At 66.9% G+C, this 13,979-nt stretch carries 14 protein-coding genes; 6 read left to right on the top strand and 8 right to left on the bottom strand.

All coding sequences use genetic code 11. The features are described 5' to 3' along the window. Window positions 1–6: 6 nt before the first annotated feature. A complete protein-coding gene (locus tag NA11_RS28205; protein ID WP_069165046.1) occupies window positions 7–426 on the bottom strand; it encodes a DUF1707 SHOCT-like domain-containing protein in 420 nt (139 codons plus the stop codon). 263 nt (window positions 427–689) lie between these two features. Here NA11_RS28205 and NA11_RS28200 point away from each other — a divergent pair, with 263 nt between their 5' ends. Then, window positions 690–2,612: a serine/threonine-protein kinase gene (locus NA11_RS28200; protein WP_141717886.1), complete on the top strand. Its 1,923-nt coding sequence runs from the start codon at window positions 690–692 to the stop codon at window positions 2,610–2,612. A gap of 34 nt (window positions 2,613–2,646) precedes the next feature. Here the strand turns inward: NA11_RS28200 and NA11_RS28195 are convergent, their stop codons facing one another. The 3 genes from NA11_RS28195 to NA11_RS28185 all read right to left on the bottom strand — a co-directional run bounded on the left by NA11_RS28195 (window position 2,647) and on the right by NA11_RS28185 (window position 6,546). Continuing rightward, the gene (locus tag NA11_RS28195; protein ID WP_369691163.1) at window positions 2,647–3,585 is read right to left on the bottom strand and encodes a patatin-like phospholipase family protein; all 939 of its coding nucleotides are present in this window, start codon (window positions 3,583–3,585) and stop codon (window positions 2,647–2,649) included. Window positions 3,586–3,670: 85 nt separating this feature from the next. After that, window positions 3,671–5,473, bottom strand: coding sequence for an acetyl/propionyl/methylcrotonyl-CoA carboxylase subunit alpha (locus tag NA11_RS28190; protein WP_069165044.1), 1,803 nt, complete (start codon window positions 5,471–5,473; stop codon window positions 3,671–3,673). A gap of 158 nt (window positions 5,474–5,631) precedes the next feature. Beyond that, window positions 5,632–6,546: a sulfurtransferase gene (locus tag NA11_RS28185; protein ID WP_069165043.1), complete on the bottom strand. Its 915-nt coding sequence runs from the start codon at window positions 6,544–6,546 to the stop codon at window positions 5,632–5,634. A 166-nt stretch (window positions 6,547–6,712) separates the two neighbouring features. On the opposite strand from NA11_RS28185, the gene NA11_RS28180 reads away from it, so the two are divergent. Then, window positions 6,713–7,516 (top strand): helix-turn-helix transcriptional regulator, encoded by an 804-nt coding sequence (locus NA11_RS28180; RefSeq protein ID WP_069165042.1) that lies wholly within the window; start codon window positions 6,713–6,715, stop codon window positions 7,514–7,516. Here NA11_RS28180 and NA11_RS28175 read toward each other — a convergent pair. The 3 genes from NA11_RS28175 to NA11_RS28165 all read right to left on the bottom strand — a co-directional run bounded on the left by NA11_RS28175 (window position 7,442) and on the right by NA11_RS28165 (window position 10,254). Continuing rightward, window positions 7,442–8,077: a Maf family protein gene (locus NA11_RS28175; protein ID WP_069165041.1), complete on the bottom strand. Its 636-nt coding sequence runs from the start codon at window positions 8,075–8,077 to the stop codon at window positions 7,442–7,444. The genes NA11_RS28180 and NA11_RS28175 overlap by 75 nt on opposite strands. 67 nt (window positions 8,078–8,144) lie before the next feature. Then, entirely contained in the window at window positions 8,145–8,480 is a 336-nt protein-coding gene (locus NA11_RS28170) for an acyl-CoA carboxylase subunit epsilon (protein ID WP_069165040.1), read from the bottom strand. 133 nt (window positions 8,481–8,613) lie between these two features. Next, on the bottom strand, window positions 8,614–10,254 hold the full coding sequence (locus tag NA11_RS28165; RefSeq protein ID WP_069165039.1) for an acyl-CoA carboxylase subunit beta: 1,641 nt from the start codon (window positions 10,252–10,254) through the stop codon (window positions 8,614–8,616). Window positions 10,255–10,450: 196 nt separating this feature from the next. Between NA11_RS28165 and NA11_RS28160 the strand changes: the two genes are divergently transcribed. Together NA11_RS28160 and NA11_RS28155 are read left to right on the top strand one after the other, a co-directional pair. After that, the gene (locus NA11_RS28160; RefSeq protein WP_069165038.1) at window positions 10,451–10,633 is read left to right on the top strand and encodes a hypothetical protein; all 183 of its coding nucleotides are present in this window, start codon (window positions 10,451–10,453) and stop codon (window positions 10,631–10,633) included. Between the two features lie 29 nt (window positions 10,634–10,662). Then, a complete protein-coding gene (locus tag NA11_RS28155) occupies window positions 10,663–11,463 on the top strand; it encodes a biotin--[acetyl-CoA-carboxylase] ligase (RefSeq protein ID WP_167837751.1) in 801 nt (266 codons plus the stop codon). Window positions 11,464–11,543: 80 nt separating this feature from the next. Here the strand turns inward: NA11_RS28155 and NA11_RS28150 are convergent, their stop codons facing one another. Continuing rightward, window positions 11,544–12,497, bottom strand: coding sequence for an acyl-ACP desaturase (locus tag NA11_RS28150; protein WP_069165036.1), 954 nt, complete (start codon window positions 12,495–12,497; stop codon window positions 11,544–11,546). Window positions 12,498–12,682: 185 nt separating this feature from the next. Between NA11_RS28150 and NA11_RS28145 the strand changes: the two genes are divergently transcribed. Beyond that, complete coding sequence (locus tag NA11_RS28145) at window positions 12,683–13,231, top strand: PH domain-containing protein (protein WP_069165035.1); 549 nt, start codon at window positions 12,683–12,685, stop codon at window positions 13,229–13,231. Window positions 13,232–13,301: 70 nt separating this feature from the next. Then, window positions 13,302–13,979, top strand: coding sequence for a response regulator transcription factor (locus tag NA11_RS28140; RefSeq protein WP_069165034.1), 678 nt, complete (start codon window positions 13,302–13,304; stop codon window positions 13,977–13,979).

Here is a 13,979-nt window from a genome sequence, read left to right as displayed (position 1 = left end):
GTGCCGTCAGTCGAGCGCCCGCCGGTCGCGGTGCCTGCGGCCGTGGCCATGTCCGTGGCCGCCATGATTGCCGCCGAACAGCAGCGCGCCCGCAAGGGGGATTGCCAGGAACCACAGCCAGCTGCCGGTGACGAAGAACAGGATCACCGCAAGGATCGGGATCACCGCCATCACCCGCTCCGGCCACTCCGACAGGAAACCGGAGTCCGGCTTGGCCTTCGCAGGCACCGCCGCGGCGGCCACCGGCTCCGGCAGATCCGTGAACACCTTCGTCACGTCGCCGCGAGTGACGGCGGCCGCGATCACCGCACTGCGCTCGTCGAATTCCGCGACGCTGAGCCGTCCCGCCGCGAAATGATCGGACAGCCGCCGCATCGCGTCCTCGCGTTCCGCGGTGCCGATACGGATCTCGGGTAGCTCGCTCATGACAAAAGGCTAACCGCAGAGCGTCTGGTGCGACGGGAATGATTGTGGCGGGCAGAGCCGCGGGGGAGTGATGTTCGGCTCGGCACCCGAGGATGCGGAAAGGGTGTTGTCGAGGACACACTGGTTGGTGGAGTGGGCCGGGGTTAGGCTCCGAAGGAGGTTCGGTCCTTCGGTGTTCGCCTGCGTGAACTGGTGTTTCGGTGGCGCTACTGGTGATCGGGTGCCGAGGGGCCCGACATGTCAACGGTGACTGGAGGTTCGCGATGGGGGAGGTGCGATTCGGGGGATATCGGCTGGAGCGATTGCTCGGCCGAGGTGGCATGGGGCAGGTGTGGCTGGCCTTCGACGATGCGGGTGCGCGCTGGGTGGCGTTGAAGCTGCTACCTGCCGAACTGGCGGCTGATGCGGGATACCGCAAGCGTTTCGAGCGCGAGGCCGAGGCCGTGGCGAAGCTGTCCGATCCGCACATTCCGCGGGTGCATCGGTTCGGTGAAATCGACGGCAGACTCTATATCGACATGCAGTTCGTGGCGGGCGCCGACCTCGCGAGCACCCTCGCCGCCGGGCCGGTGGATCCGGTCGCGGCGGTCGGGGTAGTCGGGCAGGTGGCGGCCGCGCTCGACGTCGCGCATCGGGCCGGGCTGGTGCACCGTGATGTCAAACCGTCCAACATTGTGGTGCACGCCAGCGGCTTCGCCTATCTGATCGACTTCGGCATCGCGCACGGCATGGGCCAGACTGCGGTCACGACAACCGGTCTCGCCATCGGCACCCTCGCCTACATGGCGCCGGAACGTTTCACCGGCACGGCCGACGCTCGCGCCGACGTCTATTCGCTTGGCTGCGTCCTTTACGAATGCCTCACCGGCGCACGCCCTTACGGCGATACCGACCCGGCGCAGCAGATGCACGCCCATCTGATGACCGACCCGCCCCGCGCGGGGGCACGCAACTCCGCTGTTCCGACTGCACTGGACGCCGTCATCGCCCGTGCCATGGCGAAGAAGCCCGCCGACAGGTATGCCACCGCAGGCGATTTCGCCGCTGCCGCGTACCGCGCTGTCGGTACCCGTCCACGCACGCCACCCGTCCCCGCCGCGCAGCTGGCGAAACCGCCTGCGCGGACAAGGGTTTTGCCCGAACGCGGACCGACCAGGGTCGAAACCCGCCTGGGCGGCCAGTCTCGGCTGAATAGTCAGGGCCGTGTGGCGAACAGCGGATCGCAGTCCCGCTCCGTGGCAGGGGTCCAACCGCCCTCCGGTGCGGCGGCAGGAATCGCGTCTGTGCGGCCGGGAGCGAAACCGCTTGCGCCGACCAAGATGTTGCCGGAGCCCGGCCCCACCCCGACCCGGGTGGCGACGCGCCTGGCGGTTCCCCTTGTGCCGCGTCGGTCGCCGAGCGCGGTCGTGCCGCGTCAGTCGTCGGGCGCTGTTGTGCCGCAACAAGTTGCGCGCCCGCAGGGGGCGCAGCAACGCTATCCCGTTGGTTACGGGCGGCGGGTTTTCCCGAAGCCTGCGAAATCGACTGCGTACCAGCGGCGTCCGCTGATCCGATGGCAGCCGATCCTGCCTGGTTTGAAGCGGCGCAAGCGCGGTGGTGTGCTGTCCAAGGTGGTCGGCGTGCTTGTCGTCGTCTTCCTGGCCCCGTTCATGCTGGCGGCCGGGTGCATGGCGTTGCTGGCATCGGGCAACCGGGCGAGTGACTCGGGCGGCGGGGCAGGCGCACCGCCACCCTCGGTGGCCGTGGAGGAGGATCCGGGACCGCCGCCGGAACAGCATCGGTTCGATCCGGAGGTACCAGCGCCTTCGGGTACTCCGGTGCGGGACGGCAAGTTCGAGTTCGTCGTGACCGACCTGGACACCGGGGTGCGCCGCGTCGGCCTGCAGTCCGCGGAAGGGTCGTTCTCGATCGTCACGCTCGCGGTCCGCAACATCTCCGATGAGCCGAAGTGGTTCCTGCCGTTCGGCCAGCGCTTGTACGACGCCACCGGCACGTCGTTCGACCCCAACGCCCCCGCGAGCATCTGGCAGGCCACGCAACACCGCTACAACTACTCGTTCGAACTTGCCCCCGGCGAATCAGCCACCACCCAGCTGGTTTTCGATCTTCCCCGTGGCACCACTCCCAACCACTTGGAACTCCACGACTTCGTCCTGTCGAACGGTGTCGCCGTCCGCGTGGACTAGAGCCTGGATCGACGGGACAACCCCTAGGGGAGCATCAAGCGACGCGAGCACCCGCGGACAGGGCAGCGAGCACCGCGTTGCGGCCGATCTCCAGCGCCGCGCCGAGCAGGCCGGTGTCGCGGGCGGCGCTGTCGATGTCGGGAGAGCCCAGGGGCGGGTGGATCTGCAGGACGGTGTCGCCGCGCTCGGCGAGCGCGCGATCCTCGACCGCCTGCTGCTGTGGGCGCTGCAGCCACGCGCGGTAGGCGCCGGGTGCGGCGAGGCGCATGTAGCCGCCGCCGACGACACGATGCAGGAGCGGAGCAGGCGGGCGCTGCTCGTCGATCCGGCGGGTGCGCAGGACCAGCGCGTGGGTCGCACCGTTGGCGACGGCGGTGCGGATCGGCACGGTTTCGGTGAGCCCACCATCGAAGTAGTGCGAGCCACCGAGAGGGACCGGCGGACCGGCGAGAACGGGCAGGCCTGCGGACGCGCGCAGCGCAGCCTTCAAGGTGGTCTGATCGACGATGTGCGGGTTCAGGTCGACCGCGCGGCCGGTGTGGATGTCGGTGGCGATCGGGTGAAAGGTGGTGTCGTTGGCCAGGATCGCCGCGAAGTTCATCGGCTCGATCCGGTCGTACACCTGATGCACCAGGTAGTGCAGATCGAAAGCGGGCTTCCCGCGCAGCAGCCTGGCCGGGTCGATGGCGCGGCGCATGATCGCCGGATCGGTCCACGTTCGCATGCCTGCCCTGGCGCGGCCACCGAGCAGCCATGCGCCGTTGATGGCGCCCGCCGAGGTGCCGTAGACGGCGTCGAAGACGGACCCGAGGCCTAGTTCTTCGAGGCCGGACACCATGCCGCTGGAGTAGACCCCTCGGCTTCCGCCACCCTCGACGACCAGCACCAGCCGGTTCCCGTCGGTGCGGTGTCCCGCTGCGTGGCGGGCGCGGATCATTTCCGCGACGGCGGAGACGCTACGCGAACTGATCACCCGATCCACGATACGACAGAGCGGGCGCGGGCGTTGTCGCCCAGCGCCCGCTCGAAACGGTGTTCGCCGTACGTTTACGTGCGCACTACTTGATCTCTGCGAGCACCGTGCCCTGGGTGATCGCGGCCCCCGCCTCGACGGCGAGTCCGGTGACTACGCCAGCCTTGTGCGCGTTGACGGGGTTCTCCATCTTCATGGCCTCGAGCACCACGATCAGGTCGCCTGCCTCGACGGACTGGCCCTCTTCGACGGCGACCTTCACCACGGTGCCCTGCATCGGCGCGGTGACCGCGTCACCGGAGGCAGCGCCGCCACCGGCACCGCCACGCTTGCGCGGCTTCGGCTTCTTGCGCACCACGCCAGCGCCGTTGCCCGCGGCGACGGGACCGCCACCGCCGAGGCTGAACTGGCCGGGCAGCGACACCTCGACGCGACGCCCGCCGACCTCGACGACCACCTTCTGCCGTGGCAGGTCCTCGTCCTCATCGTCCTGCGCACCGCTGGTGAACGGCTCGACGGTGTTGACCCATTCGTTTTCGATCCACTTGGTGTAGACGTCGAACTTCGCGCCGTCCCCGATGAACGCCGGATCCTCGACGATCGCGCGGTGGAACGGGATGACGGTGGCGAGCCCTTCGACGTGGAACTCGGCGAGCGCGCGCCGGGCCCGCTCGAGCGCCTGGGTGCGGTTCTCGCCGGTGACGATCAGCTTGGCCAGCATCGAGTCGAACTGGCCGCCGATCACGCTGCCCTCGACCACGCCGGAGTCGACGCGCACGCCGGGGCCGCTGGGCTCGCGGTAAGCGGTGACCGGGCCGGGGGCGGGCAGGAAGCCGCGACCGGCGTCCTCACCGTTGATGCGGAACTCGAACGAGTGACCGCGCGGGGTCGGGTCCTCGGTGATGGTCAGCTCTTCGCCGTTGGCGATGCGGAACTGCTGACGCACCAGGTCGATGCCCGCGGTCTCCTCGGTCACCGGGTGCTCGACCTGAAGCCGGGTGTTCACCTCGAGGAACGACACCGTCTCGCCCTGCACCAGGTATTCGACGGTGCCAGCACCGTAGTAGCCGGCTTCCCGGCAGATGGCCTTGGCCGAGGCGTGAATCTTCGCGCGGACCTCATCGGAGAGGAACGGCGCAGGCGCCTCCTCGACCAGCTTCTGGAACCGGCGCTGCAGCGAGCAGTCGCGGGTGCCTGCGACGACGACGTTGCCGTGCTGGTCGGCGATGACCTGGGCCTCCACGTGCCGCGCCTTGTCCAGGTACTGCTCGACGAAGCATTCGCCACGGCCGAACGCGGCGATCGCTTCGCGGGTGGCCGATTCGAACAGCTCGGGGATCTCCTCGATGGTGTGCGCGACCTTCATGCCGCGGCCACCACCACCGAATGCCGCCTTGATCGCGACCGGAACGCCGTACTCCTTGGCGAAGGCGACGACCTCGTCGGCGTTCTTGACCGGGTCCTTGGTGCCTGCGGCCATCGGCGCCTTGGCGCGCTCGGCGATGTGGCGCGCGGTGACCTTGTCACCGAGGTCGCGAATCGACTGCGGCGACGGGCCGATCCAGATCAGCCCCGCGTCGAGGACGGCCTGGGCGAAGTCGGCGTTCTCGGAAAGGAAGCCGTAGCCGGGGTGGATCGCGTCGGCGCCGGAGCGGGCCGCGGCGTCCAGGATCTTCTCGAAAACCAGGTACGACTCGGCCGAGGTCTGCCCGCCGAGGGCGAAGGCCTCGTCGGCGAGTTGCACGAAGGGGGCTTGCGCATCCGGCTCCGCATACACCGCAACACTGCCGATGCCTGCGTCCTTGGCCGCCCGGATCACGCGGACGGCAATCTCGCCTCGGTTAGCTACGAGTACCTTCGTAATCCGCGCGCTGGCATGGCTGGGCACTGAGCCTCCTGTAAGCAAATATTCGGTCGCCCGTGGTCGACAAACTACGTCTCGGGCGAGTGTAGGCAGTCTGCCAATAGATGCAGAACTCGGCCAGCCCTACTGGGCAGTAGGTCACGGATCACACTTGGGCTGTCCTGCGGAAACCCGTGCGTGCGTTACCTGCTCCTGCTTCGGCGGCCCGCGCCGACAGGGGCAGCGCCGGGTTCAGTCCCCTTGGCGATCGGCATCCGCACCGAGTTGCCCCATTCGGTCCACGAGCCGTCGTAATTGCGGACCGTGTCGAAGCCGAGCAGATACCGCAGCACGAACCAGGTGTGGCTGGAGCGTTCGCCGACCCTGCTGTAGACGACGAGATCGTCGTCGGTGGCCAGCGTGCCGTAGATCGTGTCGAGTTCGGCGCGGGAGCGGAACCGGCCGTCGGTGCCGAACGCCTCGGTCCACGGAATGTTGGCGGCGGTGGGGATGTGCCCGCCGCGCAGCGCCGCGTCCTCGGGGTTGATCGGCGGCTGGATTAAGTCGCCGGAGTATTCCTCGGGGGAGCGCACGTCGATCAAGGGCTTACCGAGGTGATCGAGCACGTCCTCGCGGAACGCCCGCGCGCTGCTGTCGTCGCGTTTGACGACGGGATAGTCGCTGACGGTGAGATACGGTGTGTCGAATGTGGTGTCGCGTTCTTCGGAAATCCAGGCGCCGCGACCACCGTCCAGCAACCGCACGTCCTCGTGTCCGAACAATGTGAAGACCCACAATGTGTGCGCCGCCTGCGCGTTGCCTCTATCACCGTAGATCACCACGGTATCGTCTCGCTCGATTCCCTTGGCGCGCATCAACTCGGCGAAACGGGCACCGTCGATGTAGTCACGAGTAACCGGATCGTTCAGATCGCCTCGCCAATCGATCTTGGTCGCCCCGGGAACGTGCCCGATGTCATAGAGCAATATGTCCTCGTTGGACTCGACGATCTTGAGTCCTGACGTGCCGATGTTTGCGGATAGCCACTCTGTGGTTACTAGTCGGTGAGGGCATGCGTAAGAACCTAATGACTGATGAGGGTCCGGAGGAACGGGCACGATGTAGGTCCTTCACGCGAGGTAGACGGCGGTTACAGCGGTTCGGGTCTCACAGTGATGGTATGTGTGGGGCGTTAGTGGCTCTCGTTTCAGATCACAAATCGGCTGAATGAGCGAATAAATCGCACCTGCATCCGATAAAGTCTCCCGGGAGGAGGGGTGAGCTATGTCCGATTCTTGGCCGCGGCGGCGACTGCTCGCGATCCTACGTGGCGCCAGCGAGCCTCTCGACGCCCAGGAACTGGCCAGAATCACCGGACAACACGTCACCACGGTTCGGTTTCATCTGGATGTCCTCACCAGGGAATCTCTGGTGCGGCAATTTCAGCAACCGCCCCGCGGTCGCGGTCGTCCGCGCATCGGATACAGCGCGGTGCAGCGATCGGTCGGTTATCAAGAACTCGCGCAGGTGCTCGCTGATCAGCTCGGCCCGGATCCACGCAGGCGCTCGGAGGCGGCCATCGCCGCAGGCCGGGCCTGGGGCGCGAAACTCGATGTCGGTGACCATCGGGTCGAATCGTTGGAAGACGCCAAAGACGTCACCATGACACTGCTTTCGGAGCTCGGCTTCGCGCCGGAACGCGATCCGAATACCGAGACCGCCGAACAGGCGTTGATCAGGCTCACCGCCTGCCCGCTGCGCGAACTGGCGCGCACCCACTCCGAGGTCGTGTGCGGCGTGCACCTCGGCCTGATCAAAGAGGTCCTCGATCGCAACGGCGCGCGCGGCGAGGTGAATGTGCGGCTGCACCCGTTCGTCGAACCGGAATTGTGCGTCGTCCGGCTGGAGCTGATGGCGCGGCGCGAGCACGAGCCGCGGCGCGAGCCGGAGACTCGCGAGGTCGCGACCGTTCCGGTGGGCGAAACGGCCGCTGAGCCGCTGATCGCGCCGCCGTCAGGAGGCCGGGTGGCCCCACAGCTGCGTAACGGAGACCCCAACGTCGCCAAGCAGTCGGCGCAGCAGTGGTAGCCCGATTCCGATGACGCTCGACGGATCGCCCTCGATCCGATCGACGAACCAGCCGCCGAGCCCGTCGAGGGTGAACGCGCCTGCCACCTGCAGCGGCTCGCCGGTCGCGAGGTAGGCATCCAGCTCGTCGGGTTCCGGCTTGGCGAAATGCACTGTGGTGGAACTGCAATCGACCGCTTCGGCGGTGAGTTCGCCGTTGCGGTAGCGCAGCACGCAATGCCCGGTCACCAGATCGGCGCTGCGCCCGGCCATTTCGCCCCAGCGGGCCCTGGCGACCTCGGCGGTGTGCGGCTTGCCCTGCAGCTCGCCGTCCACCAGCAGCATCGAATCACAGCCGACCACAACGTGATCGGCGGACAAATCGAGAATGGTCACGGCGACCGCGGCGGCCTTGGCCTTGGCCAGCTCGACGACGATCACGTCGGGCGGGGTGCCATCGGGCAGTGCGGCGGCGACGGCGTCCTCGTCCACATCGGAGACGCGAACGATCGGATCGATGCCTGCCGAGCGCAGCACTTCCCTGCGGGCGGGGGATGCGGAGGCGAGCACGAATCGGGTCATGGCCACACCTCACTCACGCTCGGCACGATCGCACCGAGGGTGGCTGGGGGAAAGGGGGTTCGCCCGCTCACCCGCGCAGGTGCGACAGCTGCGGGAAGGCGTAGGGGGAGAAGGGGGACGTGCCCCGGTGCATCATGGTCGGCCTGCCCCACATGTCGGCAGGACCGGACTGGCTGGCCGCGGCACTTTCCACGGCCGCGGTGAGCACGCAGACCAGTGCTGCGAGCTCCTCGTCGCTCGGGTTGCCCTTCACTACACGAAACAGCGGCTCCCCGGTGGTGGCCGTCAGGTCGGCGACCAGCGCTGGCGCCTCGCCTTCCGTCTCGACCACGTCCGCCAGCTCCTCGACGGTCAGGTCGAGTTCTGCGGCGGTCAACACCTCTTCTTCTGCCACGGTCGTCACAGTGCCAGATCCTCTCTTTGCCCGATCAGGCGTGTTCCCTATTCGAGATACATACGGATGATGCGATCATCCTCGGATCCACTCATTGCGTCTCTGCAACCAGTGTGCGCGGACTACCGAGGGTATCGCTCGATCAGAGCGGGATGTTGCCGTGTTTTTTCGGCGGCAAAGTCACCATCTTGCGCTCGAGCAGGCGCAGTGCCGCGACGATCTGACCGCGGGTGTGCGACGGCGGGACGACCGCGTCGACGTAGCCGCGCTCGGCGGCGACGTACGGGTTGACCAAGGTGTCCTCGTACTCGTTCTGCAGCTCGAGCCGCAGCGCGTCGACGTCATCGCCATTTTTGGCGGCGTCGGCGAGCTGCTTGCGGTAGACGAACCCGACGGCGCCCGAGGCGCCCATGACCGCGATCTGCGCGGTCGGCCAAGCCAGGTTCACGTCGGCGCCCATGTGCTTGGAACCCATGACGTCGTAGGCGCCGCCGTAGGCCTTGCGGGTGATCACCGTGATTTTTCCCACAGTGGCCTCGCCGTACGCGTACAACAACTTCGCGCCGCGGCGGATGATGCCGTTGTACTCCTGGCCGGTGCCTGGCAGGAAGCCGGGCACGTCGACCAGCGTGAGGATCGGGATGTTGAACGCGTCGCAGGTGCGCACGAACCGGGCCGCCTTCTCCGAGGCGTCGATGTCGAGGCAGCCTGCGAACTGGGTCGGCTGGTTGGCGACGATGCCGACGCTGCGGCCGTCGATCCGGCCGAAGCCGACGATGATGTTCATCGCGCGCTCGGCCTGCACCTCGAGGAACTCGTCGTCGTCGAGCAGGCGACGGATCACCTCGTGCATGTCGTACGGCTGGTTCGGCGAGTCCGGGATGATCGAGTCCAGCTCGAGGTCTTCCTCGGTGAGCGAGTCCTCGATGGCGCCGTCGATCGGGTCGGTGGCCGGGAAGCGCGGCGCCTCGGCGCGGTTGTTGCTCGGCAGGTAGGACAGCAGATCCTTGACGTAGTCGAGCGCGTCCTGCTCGCCGGACGCAACGTAGTGCGCCACACCGGATTTCGTCATGTGGGTGTGCGCGCCACCGAGGTCCTCCATGGTGACGTCCTCGCCGGTGACCGTCTTGATGACGTCGGGTCCGGTGACGAACATCTGGCTGGTCCCGTCGACCATCACCACGAAGTCGGTGAGCGCGGGGGAGTACACGTGGCCGCCCGCGGCCGGTCCCATGATCAGCGAGATCTGCGGGATCACCCCGGAGGCCTGGATGTTGCGGTGGAAGATCTCGCCGTAGAGGCCGAGCGAGACGACACCCTCCTGGATGCGTGCGCCTGCGCCCTCGTTGATGCCGATCAGCGGACGGCCCGTCTTGAGCGCCAGGTCCATCACCTTGACGATCTTCTCGCCGTAGACCTCGCCGAGGCTGCCGCCGAACACGGTGACGTCCTGGCTGAAGATGCAGACGTCGCGGCCGTCGATGGTGCCGTAACCGGTGACGACGCCGTCGCCGAGCGGCCGGTTGGCCTCCAGTCCGAAGTTGACGCTGCGGTGCCGCGCCAGCGCGTCGAGCTCGACGAACGAGCCCTCGTCCAGCAGCGCGAGGATCCGCTCGCGGGCAGTCATCTTGCCCTTCGCGTGCACCTTGTCGACCGCGGCCTCACCCATCGGGTGCTTGGCCTCATCCAGCCGATTCCGCAGGTCAGCCAGCTTCCCGGCGGTGGTGTGGATATCGGGGGCACCCGCCGGGTCTTGCGCGGACTGCTGCTGGACACTCGTCATGGCTCCGGAGTGTAACCAGTGACAGTGCTTCGTTGTAACCCAGTGTCGCCTACCGGTCGGTAGAAAAGCGCAGCTAGATCACGCTGTTTTCGCTCGTCAAGCGAGTTTGCACCGATAGAAAATCGGTATCGTCGCGGGTGGTGGTCCAGATACCCTCGGAGAGTCTTGTTTTCGTGCTCAGGGGAGGAGCCCAATCATGTGGGAATGGAGCAAAGCCGTCGCCGAACACGCGGCCGCGGCAGCGTGGACGAGCTGGCAACCCATCGAGACCGAGCCGAAGTTCCTCGACCCGGAATCGTGGACCGAGGCCGACCAGGGGGATGACGACGCCGCCGACCGCACGTCCGTGCTGATCATGGGGTATGTCCTCGTCGGATAGTCCGATCGGCACCGAGTAGCCTGCCCGGTGTGCACAGGACCCCCTTGGCTGCAGACCAGTTGCGGCGCAGTCTCATCGAGTCACCCGAGCTGTCGTTCTTCACCCACATCGACGTGGTGGAGTCGACCGGGTCCACCAATGCGGACCTGATCACCCGTGCCGACGATCCGGACGTCGATCGGGTGGTACTCCTTGCAGAGGCGCAGGAGCAAGGGCGCGGGAGACACGCACGCACCTGGGTGAGCCCGCCTCGGGCGCAGATTTCGATGTCGGTGCTGGTGCGCCTGCACGGGATCGCGCCGGAGGCGCTCGGTTGGCTGCCGCTGCTCACTGGTGTCGCGGTGGTAGACGCACTGCGCGCGACGGCCGGTGTCGCCGCGAACCTCAAGTGGCCCAATGATGTGCTGGTCGATGGCCGCAAAGTGGCTGGCATTCTGGCAGAGGTCGCGGCAAGCAACGGGGAGACCGTCGTTGTCGTCGGGATGGGTGTCAATGTGAGCCTCACCGAGGCGGAACTGCCAGTGCCCCATGCCACTTCGCTGGTGCTTGCTGGCGCCGAGAGCGTCGACCGGACGGCGATCGTGCAGTCGATGTTGACCGAATTCGCACGCCGGTTCACCGCGTGGCGCGAGGCAGGCTGGCAGACGGCGGACCTGGCCGCCGCCTATCGCGAGCGGTGCGCGACGCTCGGTGTCCAAGTGCGGGCCGAACTTCCGGGTGGGCAGACGCTGACCGGTATCGCGACCGACGTCGACGACGCGGGTCGGCTGCTGGTCGGCAATCGGCCGTTGTCCGCGGCCGACGTCACCCACTTGCGCGCCGAATACTGAGCAGCCACCGGCGCGCCGAATACTGAAAAGCCGCCCACATCGCGAAACTCCGGACGTGGGCGGCTTTTTCGCGCTCAGGCTCAGGCAGGCTGCAGTGCGGCCTTCGCCGCCTCCCTGGCGAACATGCGGTCGCGCTGCTCCTCGAACTTCAGCACGTCCTGTTCCAGCTTCTCGATGAACACGCCGAGCTCCTCCCGCGCTTGTTCGCCGCGCGGCCCGAAGTCGTTGCGCTCGAAGATGTTCCACTGCTTGAGCACCGGCGCCACCACTTCCTCCAGGTGCTGGCGCAGGTCGTAGATGCCGTGCTTGGCCATGATGACGCCGTTGCGGCGGAAGTTGGGCATGCCTGCACCGGGCATGACGAAGTTGGTGAGGATCTTGGTGATTGCCATCATCGCCTGATCGGGCACGAGATCGATGCCTGCGCCGCACAGGGTGCGATAGAAGATCATGTGCAGGTTCTCGTCCGTGGCGATGCGCTGCAGCATGCGATCGGCGATGGGGTCGTTGCACACCCGGCCGGTGTTGCGGTGCGAAACCCGGGTGGCCAGCTCTTGGAAGGTGACGTACGCAACGTTTTCCAGGAACCCGCCCCAGTTGTCGGGGGAGTGCGCCCCGTTGGTCATGTGGATCATCCTGGCCTCTTCGAGCGCGACCGGGTCGACGCCGCGGGTGACGACCAGGTAGTCGCGGATGACGATGCCGTGCCGGTTCTCCTCGGCCGTCCAGCGCCCAACCCACGTCTTCCACGCACCGTCGGTGGAGAAGTTCTCCGCGATCTCGCGGTGGTAGGAGGGCAGGTTGTCCTCGGTGAGCAGGTTGGTGATCATGGCGATCTTCGCCACCTCGCTCAGCTTCGACTGCTCCGGCGCCCAGTCTTGGCCGCCCATCGCGGCGAAGTTGCGGCCCTCGTCCCACGGGACGTAGTCGTGCGGGTGCCAATCCTTCGCCATCGCCAGGTGCCGGTTCAGGTTCTGTTCGGCCACCGGCTCGAGTTCGGTCAGGATTTCCAGCTGAGTCAGATCCTTGGTCACACAATCCTCCACGGTCGTATTTCGGCGACTTTGTTCGAGCAGAACTGCTTGCGGACTACAGCTACGAGCCAAGATCGAACGGAGAACTCCGTGCGCGGACACGACACGCGCAGGCAGACGATTGTGCAGCACGACGCGGTCTGGTGTCAGGCATTTCGGCATCTTCAGACGGTAGTGTTCCGCCCATGGGTTATCCGGAGGATGTGCTCGCGCCGGAAGAACAGCTGATTCTTCACCGCCATCCGCATTGGAAAATGCTGTTCTGGCCGATCGTGACGTTGGTCGTCGTCACCGCACTCGCGGGTTTCGCCGGGGGGTTCGCGGCGCGCAAGGCTCCTGAGGGGACCGCACGCACGGTGCTGCTGATCGCGATACTCGCGATTTGGCTGATCATCGTCGTATGGCGTTGTGTCGCACCGATTCTCAGCTGGAAGTCGACGCACTTCATCATCACCGACCGGCGGTTGATGGTCCGCCAGGGTGTGCTCACCCATTCGGGCATCGACATTCCGATGAGCCGCATTTCCAGCGTGCAGTTCCGGCACGGGCTGTTCGATCGGATGCTCGGCACCGGAACGTTGATCATCGAGTCGTCCTCCTCGGAACCGCTCGAATACGACGACATCCCGTCCGTGCAGCAGGTGCACTCGCTGCTCTACCACCAAGTCTTCGACGTCGACCACGGCGACAACGGCTGGGACGCGCACCGGCGCGAACACGGCGACTACCGATGAGCGGAGCGTCGCGCGGCCATTCGTTGATGCGCAGCGGCCCGGTGTCGGTATGTCCGGTTAACCTGGGCAGATGACGGCCGTACTACTGGCAGAAGACGACGAGGCGATTGCCGCGCCGTTGTCGCGCGCCCTGGGGCGCGAAGGGTATTCGGTCACCGTCGAGCGTTTCGGTCCCGCCGTGCTCCAGCGGGCGCTGGAGGGGCATCACGATCTGCTCATCCTCGACCTCGGCCTGCCCGGCATGGACGGGCTAGAGGTGTGTCGCCAGGTGCGCGCCCGCGGCGCCGACCTGGCTGTGCTGATGCTCACAGCCCGCACCGACGAGGTCGACTTCGTCGTCGGGCTCGACGCGGGCGCCGACGACTATGTCGGCAAGCCGTTCCGGCTGGCCGAGCTGCTGGCCAGGGTGCGGGCGTTGCTGCGGCGCAGCGGAATCGGCGACGACACCGTCGAGGTCGGCGGCATTCGGCTCGAGCCCGCCGCGCGCCGGGTGCTGGTGAACGGCGTCGAAATCGGCTTGGCGAACAAGGAATACGAGCTGCTGAAGGTGCTCATCGACCGGGCGGGCCAGGTGGTCCCGCGCGAGACGATCCTGCGCGAGGTGTGGGGCGACGCCGAGCTGCGCGGCTCCAAGACGTTGGATATGCACATGTCCTGGTTGCGCCGCAAGATCGGGGACGAGGGCCCGATGGCCGAACGCCGCATCGTCACCGTTCGCGGTGTCGGTTTCCGGTTGAATACCGACTGA

This window comes from Nocardia altamirensis NBRC 108246 (assembly GCF_001612685.1).
GTDB lineage: Bacteria > Actinomycetota > Actinomycetes > Mycobacteriales > Mycobacteriaceae > Nocardia > Nocardia altamirensis.
This window is presented reverse-complemented; position numbering and strand designations above follow the sequence as displayed.

Excerpts from the sequence above, each read along its gene's own strand:
- NA11_RS28205 (WP_069165046.1), bottom strand. The coding sequence starts at position 426 with ATGAGCGAGCTACCCGAGATCCGTATCGGCACCGCGGAACGCGAGGAC.
- NA11_RS28200 (WP_141717886.1), top strand. The coding sequence starts at position 690 with ATGGGGGAGGTGCGATTCGGGGGATATCGGCTGGAGCGATTGCTCGGC.
- NA11_RS28180 (WP_069165042.1), top strand. The coding sequence starts at position 6,713 with ATGTCCGATTCTTGGCCGCGGCGGCGACTGCTCGCGATCCTACGTGGC.
- NA11_RS28175 (WP_069165041.1), bottom strand. The coding sequence starts at position 8,077 with ATGACCCGATTCGTGCTCGCCTCCGCATCCCCCGCCCGCAGGGAAGTG.
- NA11_RS28165 (WP_069165039.1), bottom strand. The coding sequence starts at position 10,254 with ATGACGAGTGTCCAGCAGCAGTCCGCGCAAGACCCGGCGGGTGCCCCC.
- NA11_RS28160 (WP_069165038.1), top strand. The coding sequence starts at position 10,451 with ATGTGGGAATGGAGCAAAGCCGTCGCCGAACACGCGGCCGCGGCAGCG.
- NA11_RS28145 (WP_069165035.1), top strand. The coding sequence starts at position 12,683 with ATGGGTTATCCGGAGGATGTGCTCGCGCCGGAAGAACAGCTGATTCTT.
- NA11_RS28140 (WP_069165034.1), top strand. The coding sequence starts at position 13,302 with ATGACGGCCGTACTACTGGCAGAAGACGACGAGGCGATTGCCGCGCCG.